The organism is Pandoraea terrigena (assembly GCF_902459705.1).
Lineage (GTDB): Bacteria > Pseudomonadota > Gammaproteobacteria > Burkholderiales > Burkholderiaceae > Pandoraea > Pandoraea terrigena.
In genome coordinates this window covers 297,196-311,702 of the sequence record NZ_CABPRU010000005.1, presented here as the reverse complement: position 1 = coordinate 311,702, position 14,507 = coordinate 297,196, and the positions used below count along the sequence as shown (strand labels likewise).

Annotated in this window: 9 protein-coding genes; 4 read left to right on the top strand and 5 right to left on the bottom strand. The window is 65.0% G+C overall.

The window, feature by feature from the left end; translation table 11 throughout:
- Positions 1-7 precede the first annotated feature (7 nt).
- Complete coding sequence (astD, locus tag PTE31013_RS13580) at positions 8-1,489, bottom strand: succinylglutamate-semialdehyde dehydrogenase (RefSeq protein ID WP_150613310.1); 1,482 nt, start codon at positions 1,487-1,489, stop codon at positions 8-10.
- Positions 1,490-1,698: 209 nt separating this feature from the next.
- On the opposite strand from astD, the gene astE reads away from it, so the two are divergent.
- The 3 genes from astE (at position 1,699) to ydiK (ending at position 6,184) form a co-directional block, all read left to right on the top strand.
- Complete coding sequence (gene astE / locus PTE31013_RS13575; RefSeq protein ID WP_150613309.1) at positions 1,699-2,751, top strand: succinylglutamate desuccinylase; 1,053 nt, start codon at positions 1,699-1,701, stop codon at positions 2,749-2,751.
- A 238-nt stretch (positions 2,752-2,989) separates the two neighbouring features.
- Positions 2,990-4,873 (top strand): hypothetical protein, encoded by a 1,884-nt coding sequence (locus tag PTE31013_RS13570; RefSeq protein ID WP_150613308.1) that lies wholly within the window; start codon positions 2,990-2,992, stop codon positions 4,871-4,873.
- A gap of 132 nt (positions 4,874-5,005) precedes the next feature.
- Positions 5,006-6,184, top strand: a complete 1,179-nt coding sequence (gene ydiK, locus PTE31013_RS13565) for an AI-2E family transporter YdiK (RefSeq protein WP_150613307.1) — start codon at positions 5,006-5,008, stop codon at positions 6,182-6,184.
- A gap of 473 nt (positions 6,185-6,657) precedes the next feature.
- On the opposite strand, the gene fahA is transcribed toward ydiK, so the two are convergent.
- Together fahA and hmgA are read right to left on the bottom strand one after the other, a co-directional pair.
- Positions 6,658-7,941 carry a fumarylacetoacetase gene (gene fahA, locus PTE31013_RS13560; RefSeq protein ID WP_150613306.1) on the bottom strand — a complete coding sequence of 428 codons (1,284 nt, stop codon included), beginning with the start codon at positions 7,939-7,941 and terminating at the stop codon, positions 6,658-6,660.
- A gap of 101 nt (positions 7,942-8,042) precedes the next feature.
- Positions 8,043-9,362 (bottom strand): homogentisate 1,2-dioxygenase, encoded by a 1,320-nt coding sequence (hmgA, locus tag PTE31013_RS13555; RefSeq protein WP_150613305.1) that lies wholly within the window; start codon positions 9,360-9,362, stop codon positions 8,043-8,045.
- 113 nt (positions 9,363-9,475) lie between these two features.
- On the opposite strand from hmgA, the gene PTE31013_RS13550 reads away from it, so the two are divergent.
- Positions 9,476-10,384 (top strand): LysR family transcriptional regulator, encoded by a 909-nt coding sequence (locus tag PTE31013_RS13550; protein ID WP_150613304.1) that lies wholly within the window; start codon positions 9,476-9,478, stop codon positions 10,382-10,384.
- A 22-nt stretch (positions 10,385-10,406) separates the two neighbouring features.
- Here the strand turns inward: PTE31013_RS13550 and PTE31013_RS13545 are convergent, their stop codons facing one another.
- Both PTE31013_RS13545 and PTE31013_RS13540 read right to left on the bottom strand, forming a co-directional pair.
- Complete coding sequence (locus PTE31013_RS13545; RefSeq protein ID WP_150613303.1) at positions 10,407-13,817, bottom strand: hybrid sensor histidine kinase/response regulator; 3,411 nt, start codon at positions 13,815-13,817, stop codon at positions 10,407-10,409.
- Between the two features lie 2 nt (positions 13,818-13,819).
- A complete protein-coding gene (locus PTE31013_RS13540) occupies positions 13,820-14,494 on the bottom strand; it encodes a response regulator (protein ID WP_150588904.1) in 675 nt (224 codons plus the stop codon).
- Positions 14,495-14,507: the final 13 nt, after the last annotated feature.

Below are 14,507 nucleotides of genomic sequence, written 5' to 3'. Positions count from 1 at the left end.
ACGACAATCAGCACGAGGCAAAGTCCAGACCGGGACTGAGGTGCTCGGGCAGGGACACGTGCTCGGCCTCCATCGACGCCATCGGATATGCGCAATAATCGGCCGCGTACCACGCGCTGGGACGGTGGTTGCCGGACTCGCCAATGCCCCCGAACGGCGCCGCGCCTGCCGCGCCCGTCGTCGGTCGATTCCAGTTGACGATGCCCGCGCGGATCTCGGCGAGAAAGTGTTCGTAACGCGCGGGATCGTCGGACAGCAGACTCGCCGCCAACCCGTAGCGCGTGCGATTCGCCAGCGCGATGGCTTCGTCGAACGTGTCATAGCGCAGCACTTGCAGCAACGGGCCGAAATACTCTTCGTCGGGCAACGCATCGCGCGCGGCCACCGGCGTCACATCGATCAGTCCCGGCGTGAGCAATGCCGAACGACCGTCCGGCTGGGCAAGCGGCAGGATCGCGCGGGCGCCGAGCGCCATCAGGTTGGCCTGGGCCACGATCATGCGACGCGCCGCCGGCAACGACACCACGGCCCCCATGAACGGCTGCGGCTCGGCGTCGTAACGCCCGACGACGATGCGTTGTGTCACGCACGTCAACCGGTCGATGAACGCGTCGCCCTGCGGCCCCCGTGGCACGAGCAGGCGCCGGGCACAGGTGCAGCGCTGCCCCGCGGAGAGGAACGCGGACTGAATGCTCACATGGACGGCCGCGTCGATATCGGCAGGCGCATCGACGACCAGCGGATTGTTGCCGCCCATCTCCAGCGCGAGGATCGTGCCGGGCCGTCCGGCGAACTGCTGATGCAGCGCGCGGCCCGTGGCCGAGCTACCGGTGAAGCACAGGCCGTCGATACCATCATGCGCGGCGAGGGCCGCCCCGGTATCGCGCCCGCCCTGCACCAGATTCAGTACCCCCGGCGGCAGGCCCGCTTCGATCCAGCATCGCAAGGTTTGCTCAGCCACGCCGGGGGCCAGTTCGCTGGGCTTGAACACGACGGTGTTGCCCGCGAGCAGCGCCGGGACGATATGTCCGTTGGGCAGATGCCCGGGAAAATTGTATGGTCCAAACACCGCCATCACACCATGCGCCCGGTGCCGCACGACACTCTGAGCGTCCGCCACCGTGCTGCGCCGTTCGCCCGTACGCGCCTCGTACGCTTTCGCCGAATGCGTGACCTTTGCGGCCATCGTCGCCACTTCGGTGCGTGCTTCCCACAGCGGCTTGCCGGTCTCTCGACCCATCGCGTCCGCGAGCGTTTCAGCTTGTGCGCTCACAATGGCCGCGAAGCGATGCAACACGGCCAGTCGCTCGTCGACACTGCGTCGCGCCCAATCGCGCTGCGCACGACGCGCGGCCTGAACGGCGGCGTCGACATCGCCCGCATCGGCTGCGTGGCCCTGCCACACGACATCGCCCGACATGGGATCGCACGTGCAAAATGCTGCTCCGTTGGCAGTGCGCCAGACACCTTCGACGTACAGTTCGGTCATGAACGGCAATCCCTGAGGCTACGCCCGATGGAACGGCGTGCGATGCGGATCATGATGACACGGATTCGACCGCCGCAACAATGCGCGCGCGCCGAACGTACCGGTAGCACCGCGTGGACAGGCCGTCTCCCGGCATACGCGAGGTCGCATGCCAGACATGCCGACGACGCGCCTAGAATAGGGGCCTGCATGTCTGGAGATCCCTCATCATGACCCACGCCAATCGTTCGGCCCTGCGTCACTGGCTAAGCGACGTGCGCGAATCGCACAACAGTGAGCGCAGCGAGGGCATCGATCCCTGTGGCGTACACTGGCAACGGCATGCGGAAGGGGTGCTGGAACTGGCCCCCGACGACACCGGCCAAATGTCCGGCACACGCCTCAAGCCCAGTCGTCCGCGCTTCGACGCGATCCTCTCTTGCGGCATTCACGGCGACGAAACCGCCCCGATCGAAATCGTCGACGGCATTCTGCGTGACATTGCCGACGGCCATCTGACATTGCGTGAACGCGTGCTCGTCGTGCTCGGCAACCCGGACGCCGTGCGTGCCGGCAAGCGTTATCTCGAGTACGACCTGAACCGCCTGTTCCAGGGCGCTCACGCCAAGCGCGCGGAGTCACCCGCCGTGCAGCGCGCACGAGAACTCGAAGTGATCGTGGGGCAGTTCTTTGCCCAGCCGCGCGGTGTGCGTCGCCTGCGCCGGCACGTCGATATGCACACGGCAATCCGGGCGTCGCTCTTCCCCCGCTTCGCGGTCGTGCCGAGTCCGCCGCAGTGCCCGCCGGGCGATGACTGGCTCGACACGCTTGCCGCAGCGGATATCGAGGCGGTGATGCTCACCGAACAACCGTCCGTGACGTTTTCGTATTACACGTGTGCGCGCTTCAAAGCCGAGAGCTGCACGCTGGAGCTGGGAAAGGTCGCGCCGTTCGGGCAAAACCGTCTCGAGGACTTTGCCGGCATCGACGCCGCCCTGCGCCGCTGGTTGTCGGGCGGCGAGATGGGGACGCGCGACGACGGCAAGGTCCTGTGCGCCAGGCGCTTTCGCGTCGCCGCCGAAATCGTGCGCCGCACGGACGCCTTCGTCCTCGACGTCCCGGCCGACACGCCGAACTTCACGCCCTACACCGCTGGCACCGTGCTGGCGCGCGACGGCGAAAACACCTACACCGTGTCGCATCCTGAGGAGCGGATCGTCTTTCCCAACCCCGATGTCGCAAACGGTTTGCGCGCCGGGGTCATGGTCGTGCCCGATGCATGACGCGTGACGCACAAGACGGTCAATCCCGGATCACGCGTCGCCAGTCGACCTGACGCCGCTACGCAACATCGCGAATGAACGACTTCAAACGACTGTCCAGGCGTGGCCGCCAGGGGCGGACGGGCGTAGCATCGCCCGCTTCATTTCGACTCTTCATGCCTGAGGCCCGGCACCTCGCCGCTGGCCGAGTCCTGCCATTGACGCCATGCTCCGCAATTGCTTCTCCTGTCTTCCGCCAATGCTTCACGCGTCCGATACCACTCTCGCCACCTCGGGGTTGAACGACGCCGAACGACGCGAGCCCGTCACGCCACTGGCGGAGGATTTCGCCCGCGCCCAGCAAGCCGCAGCACACACCGGCCTCACGGCCGAGTCGCCGCCCGTTCTGATGATGATGACGCATGCGTGTCCAAGCCCAGGCGCGGGGTCGCCCAGGGGACTCGCGGCGCTTGCGCCACTGCCCGTCACGCGCGCGTCGTCCGCACCCGCCGCTCCGTCCCGGCCGTCGACAGTCGACGCGCCCACCTTCACGATCGACACATATGCAGGTCCGGGCGCAAGCCGCGCACTCCGCATCTTCGATGCCCTGTGGCAGGAGATCGCCCTGCCGGCGCTGGATGCGTTGGGACCACCCAACGCAGAAAACGGATGGCGCACCCCGCTGACGCCGCTTGCGCGCCCTGGATTCAACACCCCGCAGGTGCCCGGCGGCATGACGACGCAACCGTGGCACGAGACCTTGCAAACGCATCTGCATCGGCAGGCCCGAACACTTGCTCTGCACGGCTTCGACGTCGCGGACGTGAGCGAACGTCTCGAAGCCCTGTTGTGCGAGCAGAGACCTGTGTTTTCGTGGCGCGCGTTCTGCATCGGCACACTTCGCGATGCGTTGCCGTTCGCCACCGGTTCCACGTTCGCCTCGCTGCTGGCCGAGGCGACCGATCCCACCCGATCCCAAGCCCCGCTTTGGCCACCGTTGGCCGCGCTCGCGATCGTGCTGATCAACCTGCTCGGCATGGCCAGTTTCAACGTGACCCAACGGCAGTACCGTAACCGGATCGCGCGCACAACCCCGGCGCCCGGCCTGGAGGGATTGAGCGCGATCCTTTCCACGCCTTATCGGGCGGCATTTGCGCAAGTGCTCGGTTTCGTGTTTTGCTACGGCGTACTGCGCAACGGCGCCCGATACGGCATCGAACGCGGCGTATCCCACTGGTTTCCTGGAATCTTCACGCGGCGCTTCGGCGATACCCTGCACGCAGCGCTGGAAATTCCGCTGGCGCCCATCCCAGGCATGACGCTGCTGCCGATCATCCACCAGTTGGGAACGACCCGGCACAACGCCAGCCTGCAAATCCTCGCGCAAGACAACCTCGCCGAGTTACTGATCGATACCGCACGACGTGAGTCCGTGCCGCGTGAGTGGCACGACTGCCTGCACGAGTTCGTCCACGATGTCGGCGCCATGCTTCGCTCTGCGCCGCCCCGTCTCATCTGGTTCGCGCTCACGGCCACCTTCTACTACCTTGCGTGGATGGGCGACGGGTCGGCGCACGGCCACGGCCGCGAGAACGCCTTGCTGTCGAACGACAGCACTACTGCCCTCAATGCAACGCAGTCCGCGCCCGGCAGCGACGCCCCAAGCCTGGTGGAAGATGCGCATGTCTTCGCGGTACTCGACGTGCTCTACGGTCTTATCGGTCTCGTCTTCTCGATCGGCCATAGCGCCGCACAGCGCGAGGACATTCGCACTGCGCACGAACGTCGCGCGCCGCGGCCGAAGATCAGCACCATTACGGTGATCACGATGGCCGACTCGGGGGTATCGTCGGCAAGCTCCATGTCAATGCGCCCAATCAGCCCGAATGGCGTCGGCACCGGTGAATTGAACAACAACTGGCTCGCCAGTCCGACGCTCGCCATCGCCGCATCGCCCGCCGCAGGCGGTCGTCATGTCGATGACGGGGGCGCGAGCCGTCGACCGGCGGGGGCACGGCGACACGGCACGACGACGTTGCCAGGCGCCTTGAGCCCGCCACATCGCCACCCGCGGTGGCCCAGCGCCGCATCCAACGCGTCGGACGACTCCGACGGCGAGTCCCCGGAAACGACCGCCTTGTGAAGCACAGGCACGGCGCACTTGCCGCGCCCGCGCGGGCATGGCATCGTGCGCCTCATGTGCGCACCGTGTGCGACCTGTGCGTCCAGACGCGTGCTGATACGCGTTCGCCCCCCCCTGCCAGCCGGAGCCTTCATGCTTTCCACCCCCCCGAGCGAGCTCGCCCGTAACCTGCTGGTCATTCTCGTGCTCAGCCTGCTGATGATCGGCACGTTATGGATCCTGCTCCCGTTTCTACCGGCATTCATCTGGGCGGTGACCATCGTCGCGTCCACCTGGCCTGTACTCGTCGGCCTGCAACGCCGCCTGTGGGGCAAACGATGGCTCGCCACCACCGTCATGATCATCGGCATGCTCGTGATCGTTGTCGCACCGCTGTCCGCCGCGATCGGCACGCTGATCGGGCACGCCTCCGACATCAGCGCACAAGTGCACACCATCGGGCAGCGCGGCCTGCCGATGCCGCCCGACTGGCTGATCCGCATTCCCGTGGTGGGCCAACGCGCCAGCGAAGAGTGGCAGGCGCTTGCGGCCGCCGGCCCCGGCGGTCTCGTCGCGAGGATTCAGCCCTATGCCGTCAAGGCAGCGACGTGGGGATTCTCCAAGCTGGGGTCGATCGGCCTGCTCGTGGTTCACCTTGGCCTCACGCTGATCATCTCCGGCATTCTCTTCATGCGGGGAGAGCGTGCGGCGCGAGCGCTGATTCGCATGGCGCGGCGCCTCGGCGGCGATCGCGGCGAGGAATCGGTCCGGCTCGCCGGCATGTCGATTCGCGCGGTGGCACTCGGGATCGTGGTCACCGCCGTGACGCAGTCGCTGCTCGGCGGTCTTGGCCTGTGGTTGACGGGGGTGCCGCTGTCGGGCTTCCTGACGGCGCTCATGCTGGTGCTGTGCGTCGCCCAGATCGGCCCGTTCCCCGTGCTGCTCTCGAGCGTGGCGTGGCTCTACTGGCAGGACAGCCCGACGCTCGCCACACTGCTGTTGGTGCTCTCGGTCTTCATCGGCATGCTCGACAACATCATGCGTCCGATGTTGATCCGCCGGGGGGCTGATCTGCCGATGACGTTGATTCTCGCGGGCGTGCTCGGGGGAATGCTGACGTTCGGGATCGTGGGCCTGTTCGTGGGGCCGGTGATTCTCGCGGTGACCTATACGCTGCTCAACGCGTGGATCAATGACGGACTGAACCGTGCGCCGATGTCGCCGAATGGGACGCCGACGGCGTCATCGCCAGCCGCGCCCACGTCGGAGGCGTCGTCACCTGCCGCGGCGGTGGCCAATCCTCCGGCCACGCCTGACGACAAACACCAATGAGCCTGGTGACTTGCGACGGTGGGCTGTCATGCCCATCGAACACATTTTTCGGATTGCTTCACCTGTCGCCGCTCGCCGCGACGTGGCTAAATACTTCCCGTATTCGCTTGATTCAGGGAAATATCCAATGTCACACGCTACCGCTTCCCCACCACCGGTTCCGCGTGCGCGGCGCTCGCTGCGCGTGCCCCGCCGCGCCCGTCTCGGCGATCCGCCGCTGTTACGTCGGGTCGGCAACGAACTCGCCTATACGCCCACGCGATGCCGCGTGAGCGCGGGCATGATCGTTAGCCGTGTCAATCCATGGTGGCAGCGCCTGTCGCCGGCACGTCTCAGTCGCACTCACGTGTACGCGGTATCACCGGGGCCATAAACGACAGACGCGGCGCGGCGCGTTGAGGGCGCATCCGTCCGCATGCCCGGCAAGCCTGCGGGCATACGTCGGCACGTCACGCCGATCGCGCCTATCTCGCCTATCTCGCCTTCGCAGGCAGGATCTTGCCCGAGACCTCGCCGAAGCCGACGCGGTAACCGTCCCCCTGGCACCAGCCTGCCATCACAACCGTATCGCCGTCTTCAATGAACGTGCGTTTCGCACCGCTGGCAAGCGTGATCGGGTTCTTGCCGTTCCATGTCAGTTCGAGCAGGCTGCCGAATGCGTCTGGCGTCGGGCCACTGATCGTGCCCGAGCCCATCAGGTCGCCGACGCGCACGTTGCAGCCCGAGACCGTATGGTGGGCGAACTGTTGTGCCATGCTCCAGTACATGTGACGGAAGTTGGTGCGGCAGATGGACGTCGCCTGTGCGTCGCCGTCGGCGTGCAGATGCACTTCCAGCGCGATGTCGAAGGCATGCTTGCCCTGCTGCTGCAGGTACGAGACCGGCTGCGGATCCTGCTCGGGGCCGGCCACGCGGAACGGTTCGAGCGCTTCCATCGTCACCACCCACGGCGAGATTGACGTGCCGAACGACTTTGCGTTGAACGGTCCGAGCGGCACGTATTCCCATTGCTGCAGGTCACGTGCCGACCAGTCATTGAGCAACACCATCCCGAAGATGGCCGCTTCGGCCGCTTCCACGCTCAGGCTGTCGCCCAGCGACGTGTCGCGTCCGACGATGAAGCCGGTTTCGAGTTCGAAGTCGAGCTTGCGGCAGGCATCGAAAATCGGACGCGGCGCATCGGGCAGCTTGATCTGCCCGTTCGGGCGATGAATCGGCGTGCCACTCACCACCACGGAACTGGCGCGACCATTGTAGCCGATCGGAATTTCCAGCCAGTTCGGCATCAGCGCATTGGCCGGATCGCGGAACATGCTGCCCACGTTGGTCGCGTGCTCTCTCGACGAGTAGAAGTCGGTGTAGCCGGGTACTTGCACCGGCAGATGCAGCGTGACCTGTGCAAGTGGTACGAGCGCCTGCGCCCGCAGCGAGGCGTTTTCACGCAGGGCAGCATCGCCGTCCACGGCGAGCAGCGACGTCAGGCGGGCACGCGTGGCCCGCCAGGCAGCGCTGCCCAGTGACACGAACGCGTTGATGACGGGCTGCGAGAAAACCGTCGTGCCACCGGCCTCGAGGACCTTGAGCACGCCGGCGGCTTCGAGCGCCGCCAGATCCAGTACCTGATCGCCAATGGCAACGCCAACACGCGGTGTCGGTTGTGATGCGGTGCTGAACACGCCATACGGCAGGTTTTGCAGTGGGAAGTCCGTCACGCCAGTGTTGGCGGACGCGACCCAGCTTTGCGGGAGTGCGGACATGTGGAGTTCCTTGTTCGAGGTAGCACGTCGGCCGCCCCTGCGCCATTCGTATGCGCGGACGGCCGCTTCAGTGGTTCGCGCCGTTGCGGGCGCGACGCCACTTATTTCTGGTTCGGAGTGAAATGTTTCTTCAGGCCTTGCCAGCAGGTGTAGTAGTTGTCTTGCCGCTGCTTGGTCTCCAGCGCGAAGCGCGTGGGACGAATGACCGTCGGCGTCTCGAACATGAAGGCCATCGTCGCGTCGACCTTGTGCGGCTGGCTCGTATCGGCCGCCGAGGCCTTCTCGAACGTGTCCGCATCGGGGCCGTGGCCCGACATGCAGTTGTGCAGGCTGGCGCCACCCGGGACGAAGCCCTCGGCCTTGGCGTCGTAGACACCCTGGATGAGTCCCATGAACTCACTGGCGATATTGCGATGGAACCATGGCGGACGGAACGAATTTTCCATCGCCAGCCAGCGCGGCGGGAAAATCACGAAGTCGATGTCGTCCACCCCCGGGGCGTTGCTTTGCGATTGCAGCACCAGGAAGATCGACGGGTCCGGATGGTCGAAGCTGATCGAACCGATCGTGTTGAAGCGGCGCAGATCGTACTTGTAAGGCGCGTAGTTGCCATGCCAGGCCACCACATCGAGCGGGGAATGCCCGATGTCGGCACGCCACAACGCGCCGCCAAACTTCGCCACGAGCTCGAAGTCGCCTTCGATATCCTCATAGGCGGCAACAGGCGTGAGAAAGTCCCGCGGATTTGCCAGGCCGTTCGAGCCGATCGGACCGAGATCCGGCAGACGGAACAACGCACCGTAGTTCTCGCACACATAGCCGCGTGCACGGCCATCGGGCAGCGTCACACGGAAACGCACGCCACGTGGCAGTACGGCGATTTCATAGGGCGCCACGTCGAGCACACCGAATTCTGTCGCGATCCGCAAACGCCCTTCCTGCGGCACGACGAGCAGCTCACCGTCGGCGTTGTAGAAGAATCGGCCGTCCATCGACTTGCTCGCCGCATACAGGTGAATGCCACAGCCGCGCCCGGCGTCCGGGCCGCCGTTGCCGGCCATCGTCACCATGCCGTCAATGAAATCGGTCGGCACGTCAGGCATCGGCAGCGGATCCCAGCGCATCTGGTCGGGGGGCGTCGGCACGTCGTCAAATCGGCTCAGCCAGCGCGACGATGCGATGGCGGTGAACGGCTTGTGCATCGCGGCAGGACGAATGCGATACACCCACGAGCGACGGTTATGTCCGCGCGGCGCCGTGAACGCCGTGCCCGAGAGTTGCTCCGCATAGAGACCGTACGGCGCACGCTGCGGCGAGTTCTGCCAGATAGGCAGCGCACCGGGCAACGCTTCGGTCGCGAACTCGTTGGCAAACCCGGACAGATAGCCCAGGTCCCCCTGAATTTGGTCTGCTTGACGCATGAGTGGCCTCGTCTCCTGATATCGAATGGAAACATTGTCCGACAAGCGATTCAATTTTGCGATATAAATAGACGAATCTGCTCTATTCATAACGCGAATAATATCGCCGCCCCATGATTTCCTTACGTGACGTCGACTTGAACCTGTTGGTCGTCTTCCATGCGGTCCTCACGCATCGGAGCATCTCTCAGGCGGCACGCGAGTTGGGCTTGTCTCAACCCGCAGTCAGCAACGGCTTGGCCCGCCTGCGGCAGACGTTTGAAGACGAACTCTTCACGCGCACCGGCACGGGCATGCAACCCACGCCGTTCGCGCAGGCGCTCGCGGAGCCGGTCTCGGCGGCCCTGGACGGCCTCGCGCGTGCCATCAATCACCGTGAGGCGTTCGATCCGGCGACCAGTCAGCGGGAATTTACGTTGGCGATGACGGATGTGGGGGAGGTGTACTTCATGCCGGCGCTCGTCGACCTGTGCACGCGGCTCGCTCCCGGTGTGCACCTGCGCACCGTCCGGGCGACGCTGCCCGATCTGAAGGAAGCCATGGCGTCGGGGCGCATCGATCTCGCGGTGGGGGCGTTCGACGACCTGACCGGACCGTTCTTCCAGCGCCGGTTGTTTCGCCAACAGTATGTGAGCCTGTTTCGCATCGGCCACGCGCTCGACACCCCCCGTGCCGGCCTGGCGGAATTCCAGGCGGCACGCCACCTGTTCGTCGCCACCGGCGACAATCCCTATGCGCGCGTCAATCAACTTCTGACACAAGCCGGCTTCGGTGCCGACGCCAACGTGTGGGTCCCTCACTTCATCGCCGTGCCCTATGTGGTGAGCGTCAACGATCTCGTGGTCACCGTGCCGCAGAAATTTGCCGAACGTGCCGCCGCGCCGTTCGGCCTGCGGTTCGTCAAGCCGCCGCTGCGGCTTCCCGCGCTGCAAACGAATGTGTTCTGGCATCGCCGCTACCACCAGGACGGCGGAAATCAGTGGCTACGCCAGTTGATCTCGGAGCACTTCGCCGAGTCCTGACGGCGAGCGCCTGACGCGTGTGTCAGGCGTCGCTGGTGATGGCATGTCCTTGGGCACGCAGCCAGTCGTTCCACGCCATGTCGAGCACGTCGAACGCGGCTTGCATCTGCCCCACGGACGCCTGGGGCGCCAGATGTTCCACCTGCGCCGCGAGCGACGCCAGCGAACTGAGCCCGAACGCCATGAATCCGCCCCGCAGACGATGCGCGGAGTGACGAAGCGTGTCGCGCGACGGGTCGGCCAGCGCCGCCCGGCAGTTCGCGATGTCCTGGTCCGCAATCTTGACGAACGTGTCGAGCATGTCCGATAGCGGCAGCCGCCAGTCCTTCGCCGAAGTCGTGTCGGGCGTCGGCTTCGGCGCGCTGTCGATCAGTTCGGGCGACGTCGGCAGCGGCGCAATGTCCACGCAAAGCGACGGATACCGCGACCGGACAAGTTCAATGACGCGCAACAACGACCGGGCATCCACGGGCTTGTAGACGATGGCGTCGTACGGCGATGTCTCCTCGTCGTCGCTGCGCATCGTGACGTCTGCCGTTGCCACGATCACCGGCACATGGGGCGCACGCGCCTTGATCTGCGTGGCCAACGCGTGTCCGGAGAGGTGCGGCATGTTCGCGTCGGTGATCACCAGCATGTGCGATTCCGCGTCGAACGCATCGAGCGCCTCGCGCGGGTCGTGATAGCAATCGACCATCGCGCCCAGCCCTTCCAACTGCCGAGACAGCAACATGCCACTGATCGGATGATCGTCTGCGACAAGCACGTACCATCCCCCCAACGGCTTGACGCGCGCCTGCGGGCCGGCCGAGCCCGGCATGTCACCGCTTGCGGCAAGTCGCGGCGGCGACGTCAGGTCAAGCGCATCCCAAAGCTCCGCCTGCTGGAACAGCGAGACGTCACGTGGCCACGCGGGGGCGCTGCCAGCCGGGCGATCGACAGGCGCCGAGCGCAGCAGATAGACCTCAGCGCCTGCCATGCCGCGGACCGGCCATTCGTCGGCAAACATGAGCAGGCCCGCATCCTGGACACGCCCATTGCCCGAAGACCACGTTACCGCGTCGTCATACCGAACCGGCGTGAAACCCGCCCGGCGAATCAACGCGTCGAGATAGGCATGGCGACGAACGAGCCCGCTCACGTACGCGAACGTCTCGCCCGTGCCGATGACGGGCAGCCCCTCGCTGTCCGACGCCCAGGGCAGACGAAGCGTGAAGCGCATCGTGGTGCCCGCCCTCTCCTGACTGTCGACCTGCAACTCGCCGCCGAGCATACCGACGAACTGATGTGAAATCGCCAGCCCGAGTCCGGTGCCGTGCTGCATGCCAGGCTCCGACGTGCTCTTGCCGAACGGCCGGAACAAGTCCGCCAGATCGCCAGCCGCGATGCCAACGCCGCTGTCACTCACCGTGAAGGTCACGTCGCAGCCTTGCGGGTCGGCGTGCGTCACCCTCGCGCTGAAGGCGACGTGCCCTTTCTCGGTGAACTTGATGGCGTTGCCGACGAGATTCGTCACGACCTGTCCAAGTCGCAGGGCATCGGTGTGTACCGCCCGCGAGAGCTGCGGATCGATCATCCAGTCGAGCGTAAGCCCCTGCAACCGCGCACGCCCCGTAAACGACAACCCGATGGCTTCGAGTTCCTTGAGCAGTGACCCATCGCGGAGATTCAGCTCGAAGCGACCGACCTGGATCCGTGAGTAATCGAGCAGATCGTTGATGAGATCGAGGAGATTGCGCGTCGAACTCTCCATGACGTCGACGTAATAGCGATGATCGTTACCGAGATGTTGTGCGCTCAGTAGTTCGAGCGACGCGAGCGTGCCATACAGCGGTGTGCGCATTTCGTGGCTGACGGTCGTCAGGAAAACGTCCTTGGCGCGATTGGCACTCTCGGCGGCAAGCCGCGCCTTGCGCTGCTCGAGCTCGAAGCGGCGCTGCTCCGTGACGTCGGACAGCGTGGCGATAAGCACCGACTGCTCACGAAAGACGGTATCGACGAAGCTCACGGCGTAGTGGCGCTCGCCGGCATCGTCGAGCGCGCTGAGCAAGCGGCGCACCGGACGCGCCACCACACCGCTATGCACCTGGCGATACATACGCGTCAACTCGCCGTCGCCGAGATGTCGCAGCAAGTCGACGGTGCCCGCGTACGCCGGATTGCTCATCACCACACTCGGTTCGAAGGGATCGATGATCGCCATGCCGACGGGGGCTGTTTCGATCAGCGTTTGCGTGAAGGCGTCTCGTTCGAGAAGCGCTGTCGTGCGCCGACGTGCCGGTTCGATCATGCGCTGACGCATGTAGCGCATCCCGGCGTACACGGCGGCAGCATAAAGACATAGCAGCAACGTGGCGCTGATCAACGTCGTGGCGCTTTGCTGCAGCATATCGACTGGCCGAACGGCGTACCGGACGAACCACGGCGACGACGCCATATGACGCTCGAAGACCAGATGTTCGCCATCGTAACGCACCACCATTTGCGCGTCTCCAAAGAGCGGCAACGTGGCAAGCGTACGCAGATGCCCCAACAACCCGAGCGGCGCGCCGGCGCTCGCCACGACGAACCCGTCCGCCGACACCAATTGGAGCGCTTCGCCCGTGTGCTCCAACGTTCGCAGGCGCGGCGGCACAATCAGGTCGGGTGCCATGCTGGTGCCGACGTAGACCATCAGGTGACCGTTGAGATCGCGGATCGGCACGAAGCTCGAGACCGCCGTCAAACCGGTGAGGGAATTGCTGTAGGGGTAGGTCCAGAACGGACCCTCGTTATTGGCCGAACGACGCGCGCTGTACCGCTCGACCTTGTTGATTTCCGCGAGCATCGCATGCGCGTCGCGCGTCAGATCGGTGGCACTGGCCGACGCCATGTCGACGCTCGTCCGGCGAGCGGCAAACGCCCCGTCGGCCGAGATGATGAAGGTCTCGTCCTGTCCGCCCAGCGCACTCCAGAAGTTGGCGTCGAGAATCATCAAGCGCAGGGTGAGTCGCGCCAAAACCCGTGCGCGCTCGGGCGGTATGTCCGCCAGCTTGATAATCTGGAAGTCGCCCTCCCATCCGACGCCGGCAATACGCCTCGCCGTGCCGACCGGCATGGTGAGCAGCGGCGTGAGGATCCGATCGGTCAGCAACTGCGTGACGCCGCCCGAGCGAACATCGCTCGCCAGCGTCGCTTGCGCCATCGCATTGGCCTGCTCGTCGAAGATCTCGACGTCGCGAATCTCATGGCCGACGGTCGCGAAAAACGCGGCCGTTTTCTGCCCCCCCTGCCAAACCATGCCGAATAACGCATAGGACACCGCCGCGCCCCACACCGACAACCCAAACAGCAGGGCCAGCAGGCCACCGACACGAAGCAGGCGGCCCGCAATCGCGATGTCACGCGTTATCGTTGCGTCGGGCTTGGACGCCAATGTCGTAGGTCGGGACAAACTCAGACGGCGCTCGGCGTTTCGACTTCGCCGTCACGCGAGAACTGCACCGGACTCGAGACGTGGAGCTTGAACAGTTCCATGTCGGTGCGGCAGCCCAGCTTGCTCATCGCCATGCGCTTCTGGTTGTTGATCGTCTTGGCCGAGCGCTTGAGGGCATCGGCAATCTGCGACACGTTCAGCCCGTCCAGGTACATGCGAAGCACTTCCATTTCCTTCGGCGAGAGCGGACGGCGCGCGGTCGGCTTGCGGCGCATCTGCTCCTCGAGAATCTGTTCGGCGCGCCCGCCGCGATAGCTCATGCCACGCCGGCAGCGCTCCACGCATACCGTGATTTCGCGCAGATCGTCGGACTTGGTCATCACGCCCAGCACCCCGCAGCTATCAAGCGCGTGGATGATGGCCGGTTGTTCGATCGAGGTGAACACGATGATCTTGACGTCCGGATACTTGCGACGCACGCGGTTGATCATGACAAGCCCGTCACCAAAGGTGCCGCCGGGCATGCAATAGTCGGTGATCAGCACGTCGACCGAATTCGTCTCAAGTGCCTTGAAGAGCTCTGTCGAGTTAGTCACGGGCGGCAGCACGTGAAACCCGGGATCCGGGGACAGCATTTCACGCAGCGTCGAGGCGATGATCGGATGATCATCGGCGATCAGAATTTTTACCATCATCTTGCAAAATCCT